This is a genomic window from Lysobacter alkalisoli, from assembly GCF_006547045.1.
Taxonomy (GTDB): domain Bacteria; phylum Pseudomonadota; class Gammaproteobacteria; order Xanthomonadales; family Xanthomonadaceae; genus Marilutibacter; species Marilutibacter alkalisoli.
The window spans coordinates 3006892-3023812 of record NZ_CP041242.1; the positions used below are offsets into that span (position 1 = coordinate 3006892).

Below are 16921 nucleotides of genomic sequence, written 5' to 3' on the forward strand. Positions count from 1 at the left end.
GCAGTGCTAGTTGTTGTTGTGCTTGCGGTGGGGAGTGCTTGTTGTGGTTGGAGAATGAAACGGTGTTGCCAACTGCCTTCTGCCTTCCTGCCGGGCCCGGCGCCCTCGCCGTGACCGCCCCTGAAACTAGAATTCGCCGCGATACCAGTTCTTCAACTTGTTGAAGAAGCTGCCGGCGCGACCGGTGGAGATGACCGGCCGGCGCGGGTGCTCGATCTGGCTGCCCATCAGCAGCAGGCCGACGCCGGTCGCATGGACCGGATTGCCGACCACTTCGCCGAGACCGGTGACGTGCTGCGGGATGCCGACGCGGACCGGCATCTGCAGCATTTCCTCGGCCAGTTCGACCACGCCTTCCATCTTCGAGGCGCCACCGGTCAGGACCATGCCGGCACGCACGTGCTGCTCGAAGCCGCTGCGGCGCAGCTCGGCCTGGACCATCTCGAACAGCTCTTCGTAGCGGGCCTGCACCGCTTGCGCCAGCGAGTGGCGCGGCATGCGCCGCGGCGGACGGTCGCCGACGCTGGGCACCTGGATGCTTTCTTCCGCGGTCGCCATCTGCGCCAGCGCGCAGGCGTAGCGGACCTTGATCTGCTCCGCCTCGGGGGTCGGCGTGCGCAGCATGTGGGCGATGTCCTCGGTGACCTTGTCGCCGGCGATCGGCAGACTCGCGCTATGCGCGATCGCGCCTTGCACGAACACCGCGATATCGGTGGTGCCGGCGCCGATGTCGACCAGCACCACGCCCAGCTCGCGTTCGTCGCTGGTCAGCACCGCCTGGCTGGAAGCGAGCACGCCCAGGATCAGGTCGTCGACCTGCAGCCCGCAGCGCTGCACGCACTTGCTGACGTTGGCCGCCGCCGACTGGGCACAGACCACCAGGTGGGCGTGCACCTCCAGCCTCACGCCGGTCATGCCGACCGGATTGCGGATGCCTTCCTGCGAATCGTCGAGCACGTAGTCGCGCGGGATCGCGTGCAGGATCTTCTGGTCGGCCGGGATCGCGACCGCCTTGGCCGCCTCCAGCACGCGGTCGAGATCGCCGTGGCTGACCTCGCCGTCGCGGATCGGGGCGATGCCTTGCGAGTTGCGGCATTGCACGTGGCTGCCGGAGATGGAGGCGTAGACAGAGCGGATCTCGCAACCGGCCATCAGCTCGGCCTCCTCGATCGCGCGCTGGATCGACTGCACGGTGGATTCGATGTCGACCACCACGCCCTTGCGCAGGCCGCGCGATTCATGCGAGCCGATGCCGATCACCTCGATCGGATGTCCGGCCGTGCCGTTGTCGGGACTGTACTCGCCCACCAGCGCCACCACCTTGGAGGTGCCGATGTCGAGACCGACGATGAGCGACTTGTCGCCTTTGCGGTTCATATATTTACCTGCTGCAGAATTTGTTCGGTCCGCTCATGACGAGTCGATGCCGTCCATCGCGTTGCCGCGTCGGTTCCGGCCAGTCCGGTTCGGTCATTCAGGGCCGGACGCGCGCCGGTCGCAGCGGACGCGTCGTCGGTGTCCGCCGACTCGTCGCCACTCGCCCAGGTCAGCGAAAAGCCATTGGTGTAGCGGAGGTCGGCGCGCACGGGCAGCTGCCCGTTCTGCGCCACCAGTTGCGGGATGACCCGGATGAAGCGCTGCAGCCGCTCGCCGGGCTGGCTGCGGCCGACCATCACTACGGCGCCGTTGCCCAGGCCCAGGCTCCAGCTGCCGCGCGCATCGAGTTCGACCTGGCGCACGGCGATGCCGAGCGGCGCGAACAGGCTGCGACTCTCGTTGTAGAAGCGGACCACGTCGGACACGCGGGTGTCCGGCCCGTCCAGCCACGGCAGGGTGTCCGGCACTTCGATGCCTTCGGACGGGAACAGCCGGCCCTGTTCGGACAGCACGCGTTCTTCGCCCCAGCGCGCGAACGGGCGGTGCTCGACCACGGTCACCTCCAGCACGTCGGGCCAACGCTTGCGCACCTCGGCGTGCTCGACCCACGGCAGCGCCGCGACCGCGGCCCGTGCGTCGTCCAGCTTCACCGCAAAGAAGCCCTGTTTCGCATATGGCATCAGCGCCCGCTGCAGCGCGGCCGGATCGACGCGCTCGAACTCGCCGGTCGCCCGCAACCGGGTCAGCGGCCATTGATCCTGGCCGACCCAGCCCTTGAGCACGGCGACCACCGGCAGCACCACCAGTGCCACCGCGAGGGTCCAGCCGATCAGGCGCAGCAGCGCGCTCATGCCTGCGCACCTCCCATGCCACCGGCGAGGGTCTGTTCCAGTACCCGCCAGCACAGTGAGGCGTAGTCGACACCGAGCTGCTCGGCGGCCTTGGGCACCAGCGAATGGCTGGTCATGCCCGGGGCGGTGTTGACCTCCATCAGCATCAAGCCACCGTCGGCATGGCGCATGACGTCCACCCGGCCCCAACCGGTGCAGCCGGCGGCACGGAATCCGTCCAGCGCCAGCGCGCGGATCTCCGCCTCCTGGTCGCCGTCCAGGCCGGGGCAGAGGTACTGGGTGTCCTCGGCGATGTACTTGGCGTGGTAGTCGTACCACTCGCCGGCCGGCACGATCCTGATCGACGGCAGGGCCACGTCGCCGAGGATGCCGACGGTGAACTCGCCGCCGGTCAGCATCTGCTCGGCCAGCAGTTCGCCCGGGTATGCGCGCGCGAACTCCAGCGCTGGCTCCAGGTCACCTTCTTCCACGATCCGGAACACGCCAACGCTGGAGCCCTCGCTGGACGGTTTGACGAACACCGGCAGGCCCAGTTCGCGCACCGCCGCGGACAGGTCGCCTCCGGCGGGCACTCGCGCGAAACGCGCGGTCGGCAGACCGGCCGCCTGCCACACCTGTTTGGTGCGGATCTTGTCCAGCGTCAATGCCGAACCGAGCACCCCGGGGCCGGTGTACGGCACGCCGAGCGCCTCGCACAGGCCCTGCAGCACGCCGTTCTCGCCATCGCCGCCGTGCAGGATGTTGAACACTCTGTCCACACGCCTGGCGCGTTCGACGTGGCCGTCGCGCACTGCGTCGACCAGGGCCGGGATGCCGTCGACGGCGAACGCGTCGACACCGCGCGAGAGCAGTGCATCGAGCACGTTGCGCCCGGAGTCGAGCGAGACCTCGCGCTCGGCGCTGGTGCCGCCCATCAGTACGGCGACGCGGCCGAACACGGCCGGGTCGCTGAAGCGTGGCGACGGCAACTGCTGCGTCATTCGCCACCTCCCACGAAACCTTCCGTCGCCAGCTGCTGGGCCGCATGACCGATATCGCCCGCCCCCATCACCAGCAGCAGGTCGCCGTCCTGCAGCACGTCGGGCAGCAGCGCGGCGAGGTCGCCGGCCCCGGCCACGACCACCGGATCGATGCGGCCGCGCGCACGGATCGCGCGCGCCAGCGACTTGGCATCGGCACCGACGATCGGAGCCTCGCCAGCCGGGTACACCTCGGTCAGCACCAGCGCGTCCACCGAAGACAGCACGGCGGCGAACTCGTCGAAGTGATCGCGGGTGCGGGTGTAGCGATGCGGCTGGAACGCGACCACCAGCCGCCGTTCCGGCCAGCCGCCACGGGCCGCGGCGAATACCGCTTCCAGCTCCTTCGGATGGTGGCCGTAGTCATCGACCAGTTGCACCCGTGCACCCTTCCCCGTCTCCAGCTCGGCGAGCAGGTTGAAGCGTCGGCCGATGCCGGCGAACTGCTTGAGCGCGCGTGCGATCGCATCGCCCTGCACGCCCAGCTGCCAGCCGACCGCGGCCGCGGCCAGCGCGTTGAGCACGTTGTGGTGGCCGGGCAGCGCCAGTTCGACCTCGGTGCGGGTCGCATCCGGCAGGCACAGGGTGAAATGCATGTTCGGGCCCTGCTGGCGCACGTCCTCGGCGCGCACGTCGGCCTCCTCGTGGGTGCCGTAGGTCATCACGTGACGCGGAGTCTTCTTCGCCAGCTCGGCGACTTCCGGGTCATCGATGCAGAGCACGGCCAGGCCATAGAACGGCAGCCTGTGCATGAATTCCTCGAACGCGGCCTGCACCTGGGCGAACTCGCCGCCGTAGTTCTCCAGGTGGTCGGCGTCGATGTTGGTGACCACGGCGATCTGTGGGTTCAGGCGCAGGAAACTGCCATCGCTCTCGTCGGCCTCGGCGACCAGCCAGTCGCCCTTGCCGAGGCGAGCGTTGGCCCCTGCGGCGAGCAGCTGACCACCGATCACGAAGGTCGGATCGATGCCGCCCTCGGCCAGCACGCTGGCGGCCAGCGAGGTGGTCGTGGTCTTGCCGTGGGTGCCGGCGACCGCTATACCGCGCTTGAAGCGCATCAGCTCGGCCAGCATTTCCGCACGCGGCACCACCGGAATGCGCTGCGCGCGCGCTTCCATCAGTTCGGCGTTGTCGGACCTGATCGCGCTGGACACCACAACGCAATCGGCGCCAAGCACGTTGGAGGCGACATGCTGGCGGTGCACGGCAATGCCGAGCGAGGCCAGCCGGCGGGTGACCGCGCTGTCGGCCGTGTCCGAGCCGGACACCTGGTAGCCGAGTGTGCACATCACTTCGGCGATGCCGCTCATGCCGGTGCCTCCGATGCCGACGAAGTGCACCCGCGGGAACGCCTTGGCAAGGTCACCGTCGTGCTGCAGGCGGTGGCGGCGGATGGTCGCGCTCATGCGGCCTGCTCCTTCTGAGTCGTGAGATCGAGCACTGTGTCGGCGACATCCGCAGCCGCGGCCGGTCGTGCCAGGTCGCGCGCGCACACGGCCATGCGCAGCAGGTCGGCGCGCTGATCGAGAATTTCGAGGGTGGCGGCGATACGCTGGTGCAATGTCTCGCCCTGCGGCAGCACCTGGGCGGCGCCACGCGCTTGCAGGTACTCGGCATTGCGTGTCTGGTGGTCGTCGACCGCCTGCGGGAACGGCACCAGGATGCAGGCGACGCCAGCCGCGCACAGCTCGGCCAGGGTCAACGCACCGGCGCGGCAGACCACCACATCGGCCCAGGCGTAGGCTGCGGCCATGTCGGCGATGAATGGCTCGACCGAGGCCGGCACCTGCGCATCGGCATAAGCCTGCTCGGCCTCGGTACGCAGCTTCTCGCCGCATTGGTGACGGACCTCGAAGGACACGTCGTGGCGCAGCATTGCCAGCGCCCTTGGCACCGCCTCGTTGAGCGCGCGCGCACCCTGGCTGCCCCCCAGCACCAGCAGGCGCAGTGGGCCGGTACGGTCTTCGTAGCGGACCCCGGGTGGCGGCATCGCGGCGATCTCCTCGCGCACGGGATTGCCTACAACCTGCTCGTTGCGTCCGGGGAAGGTATCGGGGAATCCGGTCATCACGCGGTCGGCCAGCCGTACCAGTACGCGGTTGGTCAGGCCGGGGGCGCGGTTCTGCTCATGCACGATGAGCGGAATGCCAAGCAGGCGCGCGGCCAGCCCACCCGGGCCTGCGGCGAAACCGCCGAAGCTGATCACCGCACGCGGTCGCGTCCGCAACAGCAGGGCACGCGCCGCACGCACCGTCTTGAGCAGCCGCCATGGCGCGGCGAACTTGGTGGTCAGTCCCTTGCCGCGGATCGCGCGCACCGGGATGGTGTCGATGGCGATGTCGTGCTGCGGCACCAGCCGGGTTTCCATCGCCCCTTCGGCGCCCATCCAGCGCACCGGTACGCCGCGCGCACGTAGCGCACGGGCCACGGCCAAGCCCGGGAAGATGTGCCCGCCGGTACCGCCGGCGAGGATCATCACCGGGGCCGGAGCATTCATGCTGGCGGCCGATGCCGTCATCCGGCCCTCCCCAATGTGGGTTCGACCCGCTGGCGCAGGCGGTTGGTGCCGCGCGAGATACCTTCGCCGGCACGCATGGCGGCGACCGGCAATGGCGCCGCGGTCGCTGGCGCAGGGCCACTCGCTGCGACAGCTACCTCATCGCCCCGCAAACGCGCGACCTGGCGCTGCGCGCGCTCGAGTTCGTACGAGATCCGCAGCAGCAGACCCATGCCCAGACAGGTCATCAGCACACTGGACCCGCCGGAGGAAACCAGCGGCAGAGTCAGGCCCTTGGTGGGAAGCAGGCCGAGGTTGACGCCGATCGAGACGAAACTCTGCAGCGCGATCCACAGTGCAATGCCGAAGGCCAGATAGCCGGCGAAATGACGGCGCATCTCGACGCACTTCAGACCGATCCACAACGCGCGTCCGACCAGCAGGGAAAACAGCCCGATCACCATGCAGACACCGACGAAGCCCAGCTCCTCGGCGATCACCGCGAGAATGAAATCCGTATGCGCCTCGGGCAGGTAGTAGAGCTTCTGGATCGAACCGCCCAGGCCAACCCCGAACCATTCGCCGCGGCCGGCCGCCATCAACGCATTGGTCAGCTGGTAACCGCTGCCGAACGGATCTGCCCACGGGTCCATGAACGAGGTCAGGCGGCGCATGCGGTACGGCTCGAGCACGGCGACGAAGGCCAGCAGCGGCAACGCGACCAGCACCGGCCCGAACATGCGCGGCATGTTGACGCCGCCCAGCACCAGCATGCCGGCAGTGATCGCCAGCAGCAGCGAGGACGAGCCGAAGTCCGGCTGCAACAGCAGCAGCACGACCAGGGCCGCCGCCACGCCCAGCGGCTTGAGCATCGCCGGCCAGGTCGCGTTGACCTCGTCGCGGAACCGGACCAGGTAACTGGCCAGCCAGATGATGAAGCAGACCTTGACCGCCTCCACCACCTGGAAACCGGACACGCCCAGGTTGATCCAGCGGTTCGCGCCCTTGACGCTGACCCCGAGCCCGGGCACGAACACCAGAACCAGCAGCACGAAGCAGCCCAGCAGCAGCAGGTGGTTGTAGCGCTCCACCGTTTTGAGCTCGGTGCGCATCGCCAGCGCCATCAGCACCGCGCCACCGGCAAGGAACACCAGGTGGCGACCGAAGTAGTGGTAGGGATTGCTGTCCTGGTAGATCGAGCTGGAAGCGACCATCACCACGCCGAGCGCGGCCAGCGCAAGCACGGTACCGGCGATCCACCGGTCGAAACGACCGCGGATATCGTCGATGCGTGTGGCCTGGCCGCCGCTTGTGCGGGTGGCCCCAGTGCGGGCGGCAGCGGCGCGGGTGGCGTGGTCGTCCATCAGCGCACCTTCAACGTCGCCAGGCCGATCAGGACCAGGATCACCGAGATGATCCAGAAGCGGACGATCACGCGCGGCTCCGGCCACCCCTTCAGCTCGAAGTGGTGGTGGATCGGCGCCATCCGGAACACGCGTTTGCCGGTCAGCTTGAACGAGGCGACCTGGATCATCACCGACAGCGTCTCGATCACGAAGATGCCGCCCATCACCACCAGCACCAGTTCCTGGCGCACGATCACCGCGATGGCGCCGAGCACCGCGCCCAGCGCGAGCGCGCCGATATCGCCCATGAACACCATCGCCGGGTAGGTGTTGAACCACAGGAAGCCGAGCCCGGCGCCTGCGATCGCGGCGCAGATGATCACCAGTTCGCCGGCGCCCGGCACCCGCGGGATCTGCAGGTACTGCGAGAACTCGGCATGGCCGGAGGCGTAGGCGAACACGCCCAGCGCGCATGCAACCAGCACTGTCGGCATGATCGCCAGGCCGTCGAGGCCGTCGGTCAGGTTGACCGCGTTGGAGAAGCCGACGATCCAGAAGTAGGCGATCGCGACGAAGCCGATCCCGGCCAGCGGCAGCGCGATCGACTTGAAGAACGGCACGTAGAACGTGGTGGCTGCGGGCACGTCCGCGTACAGGAACAGGAACAGGCCGGCGCCGAGCCCGAACAGCGACTGCAGCAGGTACTTCCAGCGCGACTTCATGCCGTTGGGGTCGCGCTTGACGATCTTGATCCAGTCGTCCCACCAGCCGATCCAGCCGAATGCGACCATCACCGCCAGCACCAGCCACACATATTTGTTGCGCAGATCGCCCCACAGCAACACCGAGGCGAGCACGGTGATCAGGATCAGCGCACCGCCCATGGTCGGCGTGCCGGCCTTGGAGAAATGCGACTCCGGGCCGTCCTTGCGGATCGGCTGGCCGCCCTTGAGCTGGGCCAGCCGGCGGATCACTGTCGGCCCCCACCACAGCGACAGCGCAAGCGAGGTCAGCGCGGCGAGAATGCCGCGGAAGGTCAGGTAGCCGAACAGGCCGAAGAAGTTCTCCAGTCCCTGCAGCCAGCGGGCGAGTTCAAGCAGCATGCGTGCTTTCCTCCACAGTGTTTCGCCCCTGCGCAAGCAAGGCATTCACGACTTTGTCCATCGCGCTGCCGCGCGACCCCTTGATCAACACACGCACACCGTCGGCGAGCCCGGCGCGCAGTGCGGCGGCCATGGCGTCGTGGCTTTCGAATACCTCCGCACCCTCGCCAAAGGCGTTTGCTGCCTCGGCACTGAGCGGCCCGATGGCGAACAGGCGACGGATGCCGGCAGCGCGGGCACGGCGTCCGACCTCGGCATGCATGGCCTTGGCGTCGGCGCCGATCTCGCGCATGTCGCCGAGCACCAGCCAGCCCTCGCCCCCCATCGACGCCAGCGTGTCGATCGCGGTTGCGGCGGAGCCCGGGTTGGCGTTGTAACTGTCGTCAACGACCAGCGCGCCGTTCGTCAACCGGTGCGTGACCAGTCGCCCCGGCACCGGGCGCGCATCGCCCAGCCCGCCGACGATGGCGTCCAAACCGATGCCGGCCCCCAGCGCCAGTGAAGCCGCCGCCAATGCATTGGCGACGTTGTGGCGGCCGGGCATCGACAACTCGACCTTGGCCTCGCCTTCCGGCGCAACCAGAACGAAACGCGAACCTTCCGCATGCAGGTGGATGTCGCGCGCGGTCACGTCGGCGCTGTGTTCCAGGCCAAAGCGGATGATCCGGCTGCCGTGGGCTCGCTCGGCGAAGAACGGGCCGAACGCATCATCGGCATTGATCACCGCGACGCCGTCGGCTGGCAACGCATCGTAGATCGCGGCCTTGGTATCGGCGATGGCAAGCAGGCTGCCCATCCGTTCCATGTGCGCGGGAGCGATGTTGTTGACCACCGACACGTCGGGCGGTGCGATGCGGGTCAGGTAGGCGATGTCACCGGGCTTGCCGGCACCCATCTCGTAGATCGCGAAGACCGCGTCCTCCGGCGCATCGAGCACGGCCAGCGGCATGCCGATCTCGTTGTTGCGATTGCCGGGCGTGGCCCAGGTGATCGCAACCCGTTGCAGGATCGTGGCCAGCAGCGCCTTGACGCTGGTCTTGCCGTTGCTGCCGGTGATCGCGATGACCTTGCCGGAGCGCTGCTTCTGCATCGCCGCGGCCAGGTCGGCCAGGGCACGCTCGGTATCGGCGACGACAATCTGCGGCAGCGCGCAGTCGAGTTCGCGCGAGACCAGCGCCGCGGCCATGCCCGCTCCACGATCACCGGCCGCAGCCGCGGTGGCAACGTGATCGTGGCCATCGAAGCGCTCGCCCCTGATCGCGACGAACAGCGCCGCCTTGCCGGCGGGCAACGCGCGGGTGTCGGTGGCGACGGCATCGATCGTGCGGTCTTCACCGGCATGCCTGTCGACCAGGCGGCCGCCGGTCATGCGCGCGACTTCGGACAGCTGCAGCGGCCTCATTCGCCCACCTCCAGCACCGCGCGCGCGGCCGCTGTGTCGTCGAACGGGTGGCGGATGCCGTCGATCTCCTGATACGGCTCGTGACCCTTGCCGGCGATCAGCACGATGTCGTCGGGGCCGGCCTCGCCGACCGCACGCACGATCGCGGCACGGCGGTCGCGTGCCACCACAACCCGTTCCGGCGCGTTGAAACCGGCCATGATGTCGGCCACGATCGCATCGCCGTCCTCGCCGCGCGGGTTGTCGTCGGTGACGATCACGCTGTCGGCCAGGCGCTCGGCGATCGCCGCCATCTGCGGGCGTTTGCCGCGGTCGCGCTCACCGCCGCAGCCGAACACGCACACCACTTTCGCCGCCGCATGCGCGCGCACCGACCCCAGCGCCTGCTCCAGCGCGTCGGGCGTGTGCGCGTAGTCGATGACCACCAGCGGATGCACGCCATCGCCGCCGAGGCGGTTCATGCGGCCATGGATCGGCTGCAACTGCGACAGAATGCGGGCGATCTGCGACGGCGGCTCGTCCAGCGCATGCAGCGTGCCGGCCACCGCCAGCAGGTTGTCGACGTTGAAACGGCCGATCAGGGGCGACATCACCGGGTGCGATTCACCTTCGATGTCCAGTTCGAACAGGATGCCGCGCCCATCCAGGCGCAGCTTGCGAGCCTGCACCGCCGCGCCGCCATCGCCGCGCGAACTGCAGGTGATGCAGCGTGGGCCGTCGTGCAGCGTGGCGGCCAGTTCACGGCCGAACGCGTCGTCGACATTGACCACCGCCGCCTTCAATCCCGGCCAGGCGAACAGCCGGGCCTTGGCCGCGCCATAGCTCTGCATGTCACCGTGGTAGTCGAGATGGTCCCGGGTGAGGTTGGTGAACACGCCAACGTCGAAATGGACGCCATCGGCACGGCCCTGGTCGAGCGCGTGCGAGCTGACCTCCATCGCCAGCGCCTCGGCACCGGCTTCATGCAGTTCGGCAATCAACCGATGCAGGCGCAGCACCAGCGGCGTGGTGAAGCCGGTCGCGACCGCCTCGCCATACAGACCCGCGCCAAGGGTGCCGATGGTGGCCGCGGTCGTACCGAGCAGCGACCAGGCCTGCGCCAGCAGCTGCACGGTCGAGGTCTTGCCATTGGTGCCGGTCACGCCGACCACGGTCATGGCCGCGCTGGGGCGATCATGGAACTGGTCGCCCATCGCACCCAATCGCGCACGCAGGCCTGGGACCGGGATCGCATCGGCGGGCGCCCGGATGTCGTCGGGCACGACGTCGCCAGGCGCTGGCGGTTCGAACAGGATCGCGGCGGCGCCCTTCGCGCGCACCTCGTCGACGAACTTCAGGCCGTGGGTGCCAAAGCCACCGATGGCGACGAAGGCGTCGCCCGGCTCGAGTTCGCGGCTGTCCATCACCAGTCCGCTGACGCGCAGACCCAGCGGGATGCCGGCGACATCAGGCAACAGTTCGGCAAGGCGCATTGAACGTTTCGGAGCGGCCGTCATCGGGCACCTCCCCGTCCGGCCGCGGCCACCGCACCGCCTTCGGACTTGCGCTGCTTGGACTCCTCGGCCGCCTGCACGGCGAGCCAGGTTTCGATGTCGTCGGGCGGCACATCCATCAGCCGCAGCGCACCGTCCATCACGGTCTTGAACATCGGCGCCGACACAAAGCCACCGTAATAGCCCTTGCCCGGGTCCGGATCGTCGATCACCACCACCATAGAGAAGCGCGGGTTGTCGACCGGCACCACGCCGGCGAAGAACGAGATGTAGCGCCGCGAATAGCCGCCACTGCTGTTGAACTTGCGTGCGGTACCGGTCTTGCCGGCCACGTGGTAGCCGAGGATCGCGGCCTGGGTGGCGGTGCCGCCGGGCTCGGTCACGGTCTGCATCATCTGCAGCACCTCGCGCGCGATGCGCGGGTCGAGCACCTGCTCGGGCTTGCCGTGTTGGCCCTTGACGAAGGTCGGTGTGACCCGCTTGCCGCCATTGGCCAGCGTCGCGTAGGCAACCGCGATCTGCAGCGGCGTCGCCGACAGGGCATAGCCGTAGGACATGGTCTGCTTGTGAGTGCCACTCCAGTGCGCCGGCTCCGGCAGCACGCCCGAGGATTCGCCGGGGAAGCCGCTCCTGGTGCTGCGGCCGTAGCCCATGCGACTCAGGAAGTCGTAGAACGGCCGGTCGCCCATTCGATGGACGATCTTGGACACGCCGACGTTCGAGCTCTTGGTGATCACCCCGGTGGTGTCGAGTACGCCGTAGTTACGAAAATCGCTGGTGCGGAAACGGCCGTTCGGCATCCAGCCCGGGCTGGTGTCGATCACGGTCTTCGGCGTGATCACGCCGGCCTCCAGCGCCGCGGCCACGGTCAGCGGTTTCATCGTCGAACCAGGCTCGATCACGTCGGTGACCGCACGGTTGCGACGCGCATCGGTCGGCTGGTTGCCGAGCGCGTTGGGGTTGTAGGTGGGCAGGTTGGCCATCGCCAGGATCTCGCCGGTGGCCACGTCCAGCACCACCGCCGAGCCGCTGCTGGCGCCGGTGCGCTGCAGGGTCGCGCGCAGCTCGCGGAAGGTCAGGTACTGGATCCGGCGGTCGAGGGTCAGCACCAGCTCGTGGCCCGGCTGCGCGGCCTCGATCAGCTCGACGTTCTCGACGATACGGCCGCGGCTGTCGCGGATCACCCGCTTGCTGCCCGGCTGGCCGCTGAGCCATTCGTCGAAGGCCAGTTCCAACCCTTCCTGGCCGCGATCGTCGACATTGGTGAAGCCGAGCACATGTGCCAGCGCCTCGCCCTGCGGGTAGAAGCGGCGGAACTCGCGCTGCGAGTACACCCCCGGGATGTTGTGCGACAGGATCTCGCGCGCCTGGTCGGGATTGATCCGGCGGCGCAGGTACATGAATTCGCGCGTGGCGCGCTGGCTGAGCTTGCGGGTCAGCTCGTCGGCCGGCACGTCGAGCAGCGCGGCCAACTCTGGGACGCGGTCGGGCACTTCGAGCAATTCCTTCGGATTGCCCCAGATCGACTCGACCGGAGTCGACACCGCCAGCGGCTCGCCGTTGCGATCGGTGATCATGCCGCGCGAGGTCGGGATCGCGATCTCACGCAGGATCCGCTCATCGCCCTGGCGGATGTAGAAGTCGCTGTTGACCACCTGCAGGGTGAACGCGCGCGCGACCAGGGCGATCGAGCACAGCCCGAGCACCCCACCGACCAGCAGCAACCGGTTGCGCGGGTTGTAGCGGGCGCGGCTGCGCGGCTTGCCCGGCCCCTGCCGACCGCGCAACAGGTCGCCTGCACGCTCGACCAGAGAGTCGCGCATGTCGCGAAGGTTCGAACCGGGGCGGCGGCGCGGGCTCACGGACGCACCACCACGATTTCGCTTCCTTCCGGAAACTTCATGCCGAGCCGGTCACGGGCAACCTGGTCGATGCGGTTGCTCTCGGCCCAGGTCGCCTGCTCCAGCTGCAGGCGGCCGAATTCGATATCGAGCTCGTCGCGCGCCTTTTCCAGCCGGGTCAGCTGCACGAACAGCTGGCGGTGCTGGTGGCGTGCGTAGATCACCGCCAGCGCGGTCGCCAGGTTCGCCACGATCAGCACCGCGAGGACCAGACGCGCGGTCATGCCCGGCCTCCTTTCGAGACCGGGGACGGAGAGCCGGCAACGGGGCCTCGCGACCCGGCGGCCGCCGCGCCCTGCTCTCCATCCCCTGAACCGAGTTTCTCGGCCACGCGCAGCACGGCGCTGCGGGCACGCGGATTGGACGCGATTTCCTCGTCATCGGCCTTGATCGCCGAACCGATCGCACGCAGCGTCGGCGTGAACGCGACTTCGACCGGCATCCGCCGGTTGGCCGGCGGCGCCTTGGCGTGACGGGCGATGAAGCGCTTGACGATGCGGTCCTCCAGCGAGTGGAAGCTGATCACCGCCAGCCGCCCGCCGGGCCTGAGCCGGGCCAGCGCGCCGTCGAGCCCGGCCTCAAGGTCGGCCAGCTCGCGATTGATGTGGATGCGGATCGCCTGGAAGCTGCGGGTGGCCGGATGAATCTTCGCGTCGCCACGCGGCATCGCCCTGGCGATCAACTCGGCCAGCTGGGCGGTGCGGGTCAGCGGATTCTCCCCGCGCCCGGCGACGATCGCACGCGCGATCCGGCGGCTCATCCGCTCCTCGCCGTAGGTCCACAGCACATCGGCGATCTCGCGCTCGTCGGCACGGGCCAGCCATTCGGCCGCGCTCTCGCCGGTATCCGGGTCCATGCGCATGTCGAGTGGGCCGTCCTTGCCGAAACTGAAGCCGCGCTCGGCCACGTCGAGCTGTGGCGAGGACACGCCGAGATCGAGCAGCACGCCGTCGAGGCCGGCCGAAGTCGCGTCCCAGCCGCCCAGTGCGGCGAAGCTGCCGCGGAAGATCGACACGCGCGGGTCCGCCCCGAACTCGCGTTCGGCCACGGCAATCGCTTCGGGATCCTTGTCCATCAGCAGCAACCGGCCTCCGGGGCCGAGTTTCGCCAGCACCCCGCGCGCATGACCGCCGCGCCCGAACGTGCCGTCCAGGTAGGTTCCATCCCCGATCACGCGCAGGCCCTCCAGCACCTGTGCGTACATCACGGGGAGGTGGCCGGATGGCGCTACTGCGCGCTCCATGCCACCCCCTGTCATAGCTGCAAGTCGAGCAGTTCGTCGCTCAGATCCTCGTCAGACACCGTCTGCTGGATCTGCGCGTGATGCGCCTGCTCGCTCCACAGTTCGAACTTGTCGCCCATGCCCAGCAGCACTGCCTTGCGCTCGATGCCGACCGCGGCGCGATGACTGGCCGGCACAGTGATTCGGCCGTTGCCGTCGAGCTCGACGAACGTGGCCGCGCCAACCAGCTTGAGCTGCAGGTTGCGGTTGACCTTCTTGACCTTGGGCAGGGCATTGACCTGATCGCGCACGCGTTCCCAGGTCGCATGGGGGTACAGGTACAGGGAGCCGGATTCGAACGGGTTGTAGGTGATCACCAGCCGATTGCCGCACGCGGACGCGACCTGGTCGCGGTAGGCGGTGGGCACCGCCAGCCGGCCCTTGTCGTCGATCGTGATGGCGGTCTCGCCCTGGAACATGGGTCACCTGCTGGAAGCCCGCCTCTGCGGGCGGGTCTGCCTCTCGTTTGGAAACGCCCAACCCAGGCGAATCCGGCCACGGAAAACCACAAAAAACCCGGTTTTCCCTCAGAAGTCCACATTAGGCAGCCCCCACAGGGTTGTCAACAACTTTCATGGGCAGATTTCACTAAGCGCATCAATGGCTTAAGCGAGACTTCAGAGACTTGTTCAAGACTTATCCACTAAGTGTTGTTTAGTCTCATTTTTTGAGACTGGGCGCTTTACCGGTCGGCGTGAAGAACCGTTCAGGCTCGTTGATCGGAATAACTGGTGCATCGCAGCAAACCGCGCCGATTTCCCGCCCTTATCGTTCCGGGCCAGTCGATAGTCGATGCCTGGACAGCACTGCCATCACCCCGCAGCAGCATCTACAGTTGAGCCATGGACCCCGCCACCTATCGGCAACTGCATACCCGCGCGCGCCGGCTGACCCCAACCGCCGCCGAGGCCGAAGACCTGGTCCAGGACACGCTCGTGGCCGCACTCGAAGCCGGGCGCTCGGACATGCCCTGGCTGCAAGGGGTACTGCGCAAACTGGCCGCGATGCAGGCCCGCGGCGCCGGCCGACGGCGGCGGCGCGAACTGCAAGCCGACCCGGGCACCGGCACTGCCACCCAGGACGCCCTCGCCACTGCCGCCACAACAGCCACCCTGCGCTCCACCCTCGCCGGCCTGCCGCCCGCCGCGCGCCGGGTCGCGGTACTGGCCGTGCACGGCCTGTCCGCCGACGAAATCCGCTGGTTGCTGGGCTTGACAGCGACGGCATTCAGGCAGCGCCTGAGCTCGATCCGCCGCGGCCTGCGCAGCCTGCCCCCGGCCACCCGCGCCGAACAGGTCGCACTGGCCTACCTGCGCGACCCGGCGCGCAGCGTCGAGCTCGAATTCGGCCTGCTGCGACGCGCACTCAAGGCGGCGATGCGGGCCGGCGCCGGCCTCGGAACCCACGACCATGACGGCCACCTGCTGGTGGTCCGCGATCTCCGCCCCCTCGATGGCGCTCACACTTCCGGCAGTCACGGCAACAAATAGCCGGGCACACACAAAGGAGACCCGAAATGTCGAACACGGAAATGCTGGCTCGTTGCCGGATCACCACCATTGTCTTCCTCGTCGCCGACCTCACCCGCACGATCGAGTTCTACGGCCGCACCCTCGGCCTGCCGGTGCAGACCATCGACGGCCACGACGGTCCGTTCGCCACCTGCGACACCGCCACCGTGTCACTGGTGTTCATCGTCGCCGAAGCGAAGGCCGGCGACTCGCCGGTGGTGGTATTCGAACTTGAAGGCGGCATCGACGACTACGCCGACCGCCTGGCCGAGCGCGGCGTGGAGATCGTGGTTCCGGTCAGCGAAGCCCCCGACGGCGGCCTGACCCTCGACTTCGTCGACCCGGACCGCAACACGCTCAGCCTGTACCAGCCACCGGGCTCGCCGCGACGCAGGTAGGTTCCGGCAACCTGACGAAAGTGGCGTGACGAAGCAGAAGACAGCCCCCTTGGTAAGGGGGCGGCGAACGCCGCAGGCGTGAGCGGGGGATTGGAGGCAAAAGCCCGGGGCCCAAGGTTTGCGTAGCAAACTTTGGGAGCTTCATTGGCGCATGCGCCAATGAAGTTGCACCCCTTGGTAAGGGGGCGGCGAACGCCGCAGGCGTGAGCGGGGGATTGGAAGCATGGCGCCGGGCCGGTGGATGCAAAGCATCCGCCGGTTTCGCGCGGAGCGCGAACGGCGTAGCCCTTATCCCCCATGCTCCAGCGCACTTTGTGCGCTGGAGCATGGGGGATAAGGGCGGAGCCGGCCTGTAAGCCGGGTTCTGTCGTGGACAGTCATTCCTCTAGGCGCATCGTCGCCGATACGCTCAAGCAACCTACCCGGAGACACCGCGGGCCGCGGCATTGTCTCCCTATTTGGTCTTGCTCCCGGTGGGGTTTGCCGTGCCGGTCTGTTGCCAGACTCGCGGTGCGCTCTTACCGCACCGTTTCACCCTTGCCACGCACGTCTTGCGACGCCGTTCGGCGGTCTGCTCTCTGTTGCACTTTCCGTCGGCTCGCGCCGCCCAGGCGTTACCTGGCACCGTGCCCTGTGGAGCCCGGACTTTCCTCGGCACCACCCTGCGAACAAGGGGTGACGCGACTGCCTGGCCGACTCCGCCGCGAACATTGTACCGGTTCTGCCAGTTTCATCGGCGCA

15 protein-coding genes and 1 other RNA gene are annotated in these 16921 nt (G+C 68.2%); 2 read left to right on the forward strand and 14 right to left on the reverse strand.

Annotation, left to right across the window (positions count from 1 at the left end; all coding sequences use genetic code 11):
• Positions 1-126 precede the first annotated feature (126 nt).
• Genes ftsA through mraZ form a run of 13 tightly spaced genes read right to left on the reverse strand, consistent with a single transcriptional unit; the run spans position 127 to position 14690 of the window.
• On the reverse strand, positions 127-1377 hold the full coding sequence (gene ftsA, locus FKV23_RS13295) for a cell division protein FtsA (RefSeq protein WP_141624282.1): 1251 nt from the start codon (positions 1375-1377) through the stop codon (positions 127-129).
• Positions 1374-2228 carry a cell division protein FtsQ/DivIB gene (locus tag FKV23_RS13300; protein WP_141624283.1) on the reverse strand — a complete coding sequence of 285 codons (855 nt, stop codon included), beginning with the start codon at positions 2226-2228 and terminating at the stop codon, positions 1374-1376. The genes ftsA and FKV23_RS13300 overlap by 4 nt, the downstream gene beginning before the upstream one ends.
• Positions 2225-3208: a D-alanine--D-alanine ligase gene (locus FKV23_RS13305; RefSeq protein WP_141624284.1), complete on the reverse strand. Its 984-nt coding sequence runs from the start codon at positions 3206-3208 to the stop codon at positions 2225-2227. Before FKV23_RS13305 ends, FKV23_RS13300 begins: the two co-directional genes overlap by 4 nt.
• Positions 3205-4653, reverse strand: a complete 1449-nt coding sequence (gene murC, locus FKV23_RS13310) for a UDP-N-acetylmuramate--L-alanine ligase (RefSeq protein ID WP_141624285.1) — start codon at positions 4651-4653, stop codon at positions 3205-3207. The genes FKV23_RS13305 and murC overlap by 4 nt, the downstream gene beginning before the upstream one ends.
• Positions 4650-5765 carry an undecaprenyldiphospho-muramoylpentapeptide beta-N-acetylglucosaminyltransferase gene (gene murG / locus FKV23_RS13315; RefSeq protein ID WP_141624286.1) on the reverse strand — a complete coding sequence of 372 codons (1116 nt, stop codon included), beginning with the start codon at positions 5763-5765 and terminating at the stop codon, positions 4650-4652. Before murG ends, murC begins: the two co-directional genes overlap by 4 nt.
• Positions 5762-7108, reverse strand: coding sequence for a putative lipid II flippase FtsW (gene ftsW, locus FKV23_RS13320; protein ID WP_141624287.1), 1347 nt, complete (start codon positions 7106-7108; stop codon positions 5762-5764). Before ftsW ends, murG begins: the two co-directional genes overlap by 4 nt.
• A complete protein-coding gene (mraY, locus tag FKV23_RS13325; protein WP_141624288.1) occupies positions 7108-8193 on the reverse strand; it encodes a phospho-N-acetylmuramoyl-pentapeptide-transferase in 1086 nt (361 codons plus the stop codon). The genes ftsW and mraY overlap by 1 nt, the downstream gene beginning before the upstream one ends.
• Positions 8183-9595, reverse strand: coding sequence for a UDP-N-acetylmuramoyl-tripeptide--D-alanyl-D-alanine ligase (locus tag FKV23_RS13330; protein WP_141624289.1), 1413 nt, complete (start codon positions 9593-9595; stop codon positions 8183-8185). Before FKV23_RS13330 ends, mraY begins: the two co-directional genes overlap by 11 nt.
• Positions 9592-11067, reverse strand: coding sequence for a UDP-N-acetylmuramoyl-L-alanyl-D-glutamate--2,6-diaminopimelate ligase (locus tag FKV23_RS13335; RefSeq protein WP_141624290.1), 1476 nt, complete (start codon positions 11065-11067; stop codon positions 9592-9594). The genes FKV23_RS13330 and FKV23_RS13335 overlap by 4 nt, the downstream gene beginning before the upstream one ends.
• A gap of 20 nt (positions 11068-11087) precedes the next feature.
• Positions 11088-12911: a peptidoglycan D,D-transpeptidase FtsI family protein gene (locus tag FKV23_RS13340; protein ID WP_141624291.1), complete on the reverse strand. Its 1824-nt coding sequence runs from the start codon at positions 12909-12911 to the stop codon at positions 11088-11090.
• A gap of 35 nt (positions 12912-12946) precedes the next feature.
• Positions 12947-13213 (reverse strand): cell division protein FtsL, encoded by a 267-nt coding sequence (ftsL, locus tag FKV23_RS13345; protein ID WP_141624292.1) that lies wholly within the window; start codon positions 13211-13213, stop codon positions 12947-12949.
• Positions 13210-14232, reverse strand: a complete 1023-nt coding sequence (gene rsmH, locus FKV23_RS13350) for a 16S rRNA (cytosine(1402)-N(4))-methyltransferase RsmH (protein ID WP_141624293.1) — start codon at positions 14230-14232, stop codon at positions 13210-13212. Before rsmH ends, ftsL begins: the two co-directional genes overlap by 4 nt.
• Before the next feature lie 11 nt (positions 14233-14243).
• On the reverse strand, positions 14244-14690 hold the full coding sequence (gene mraZ / locus FKV23_RS13355) for a division/cell wall cluster transcriptional repressor MraZ (protein ID WP_141624294.1): 447 nt from the start codon (positions 14688-14690) through the stop codon (positions 14244-14246).
• A gap of 423 nt (positions 14691-15113) precedes the next feature.
• On the opposite strand from mraZ, the gene FKV23_RS13360 reads away from it, so the two are divergent.
• Together FKV23_RS13360 and FKV23_RS13365 are read left to right on the forward strand one after the other, a co-directional pair.
• Complete coding sequence (locus tag FKV23_RS13360) at positions 15114-15761, forward strand: RNA polymerase sigma factor (protein WP_141624295.1); 648 nt, start codon at positions 15114-15116, stop codon at positions 15759-15761.
• Positions 15762-15787: 26 nt separating this feature from the next.
• Positions 15788-16180, forward strand: coding sequence for a VOC family protein (locus FKV23_RS13365; RefSeq protein WP_208543169.1), 393 nt, complete (start codon positions 15788-15790; stop codon positions 16178-16180).
• Between the two features lie 337 nt (positions 16181-16517).
• Here FKV23_RS13365 and rnpB read toward each other — a convergent pair.
• Positions 16518-16880: RNase P RNA component class A (rnpB, locus tag FKV23_RS13370), an RNA gene on the reverse strand.
• Between the last annotated feature and the right edge of the window lie 41 nt (positions 16881-16921).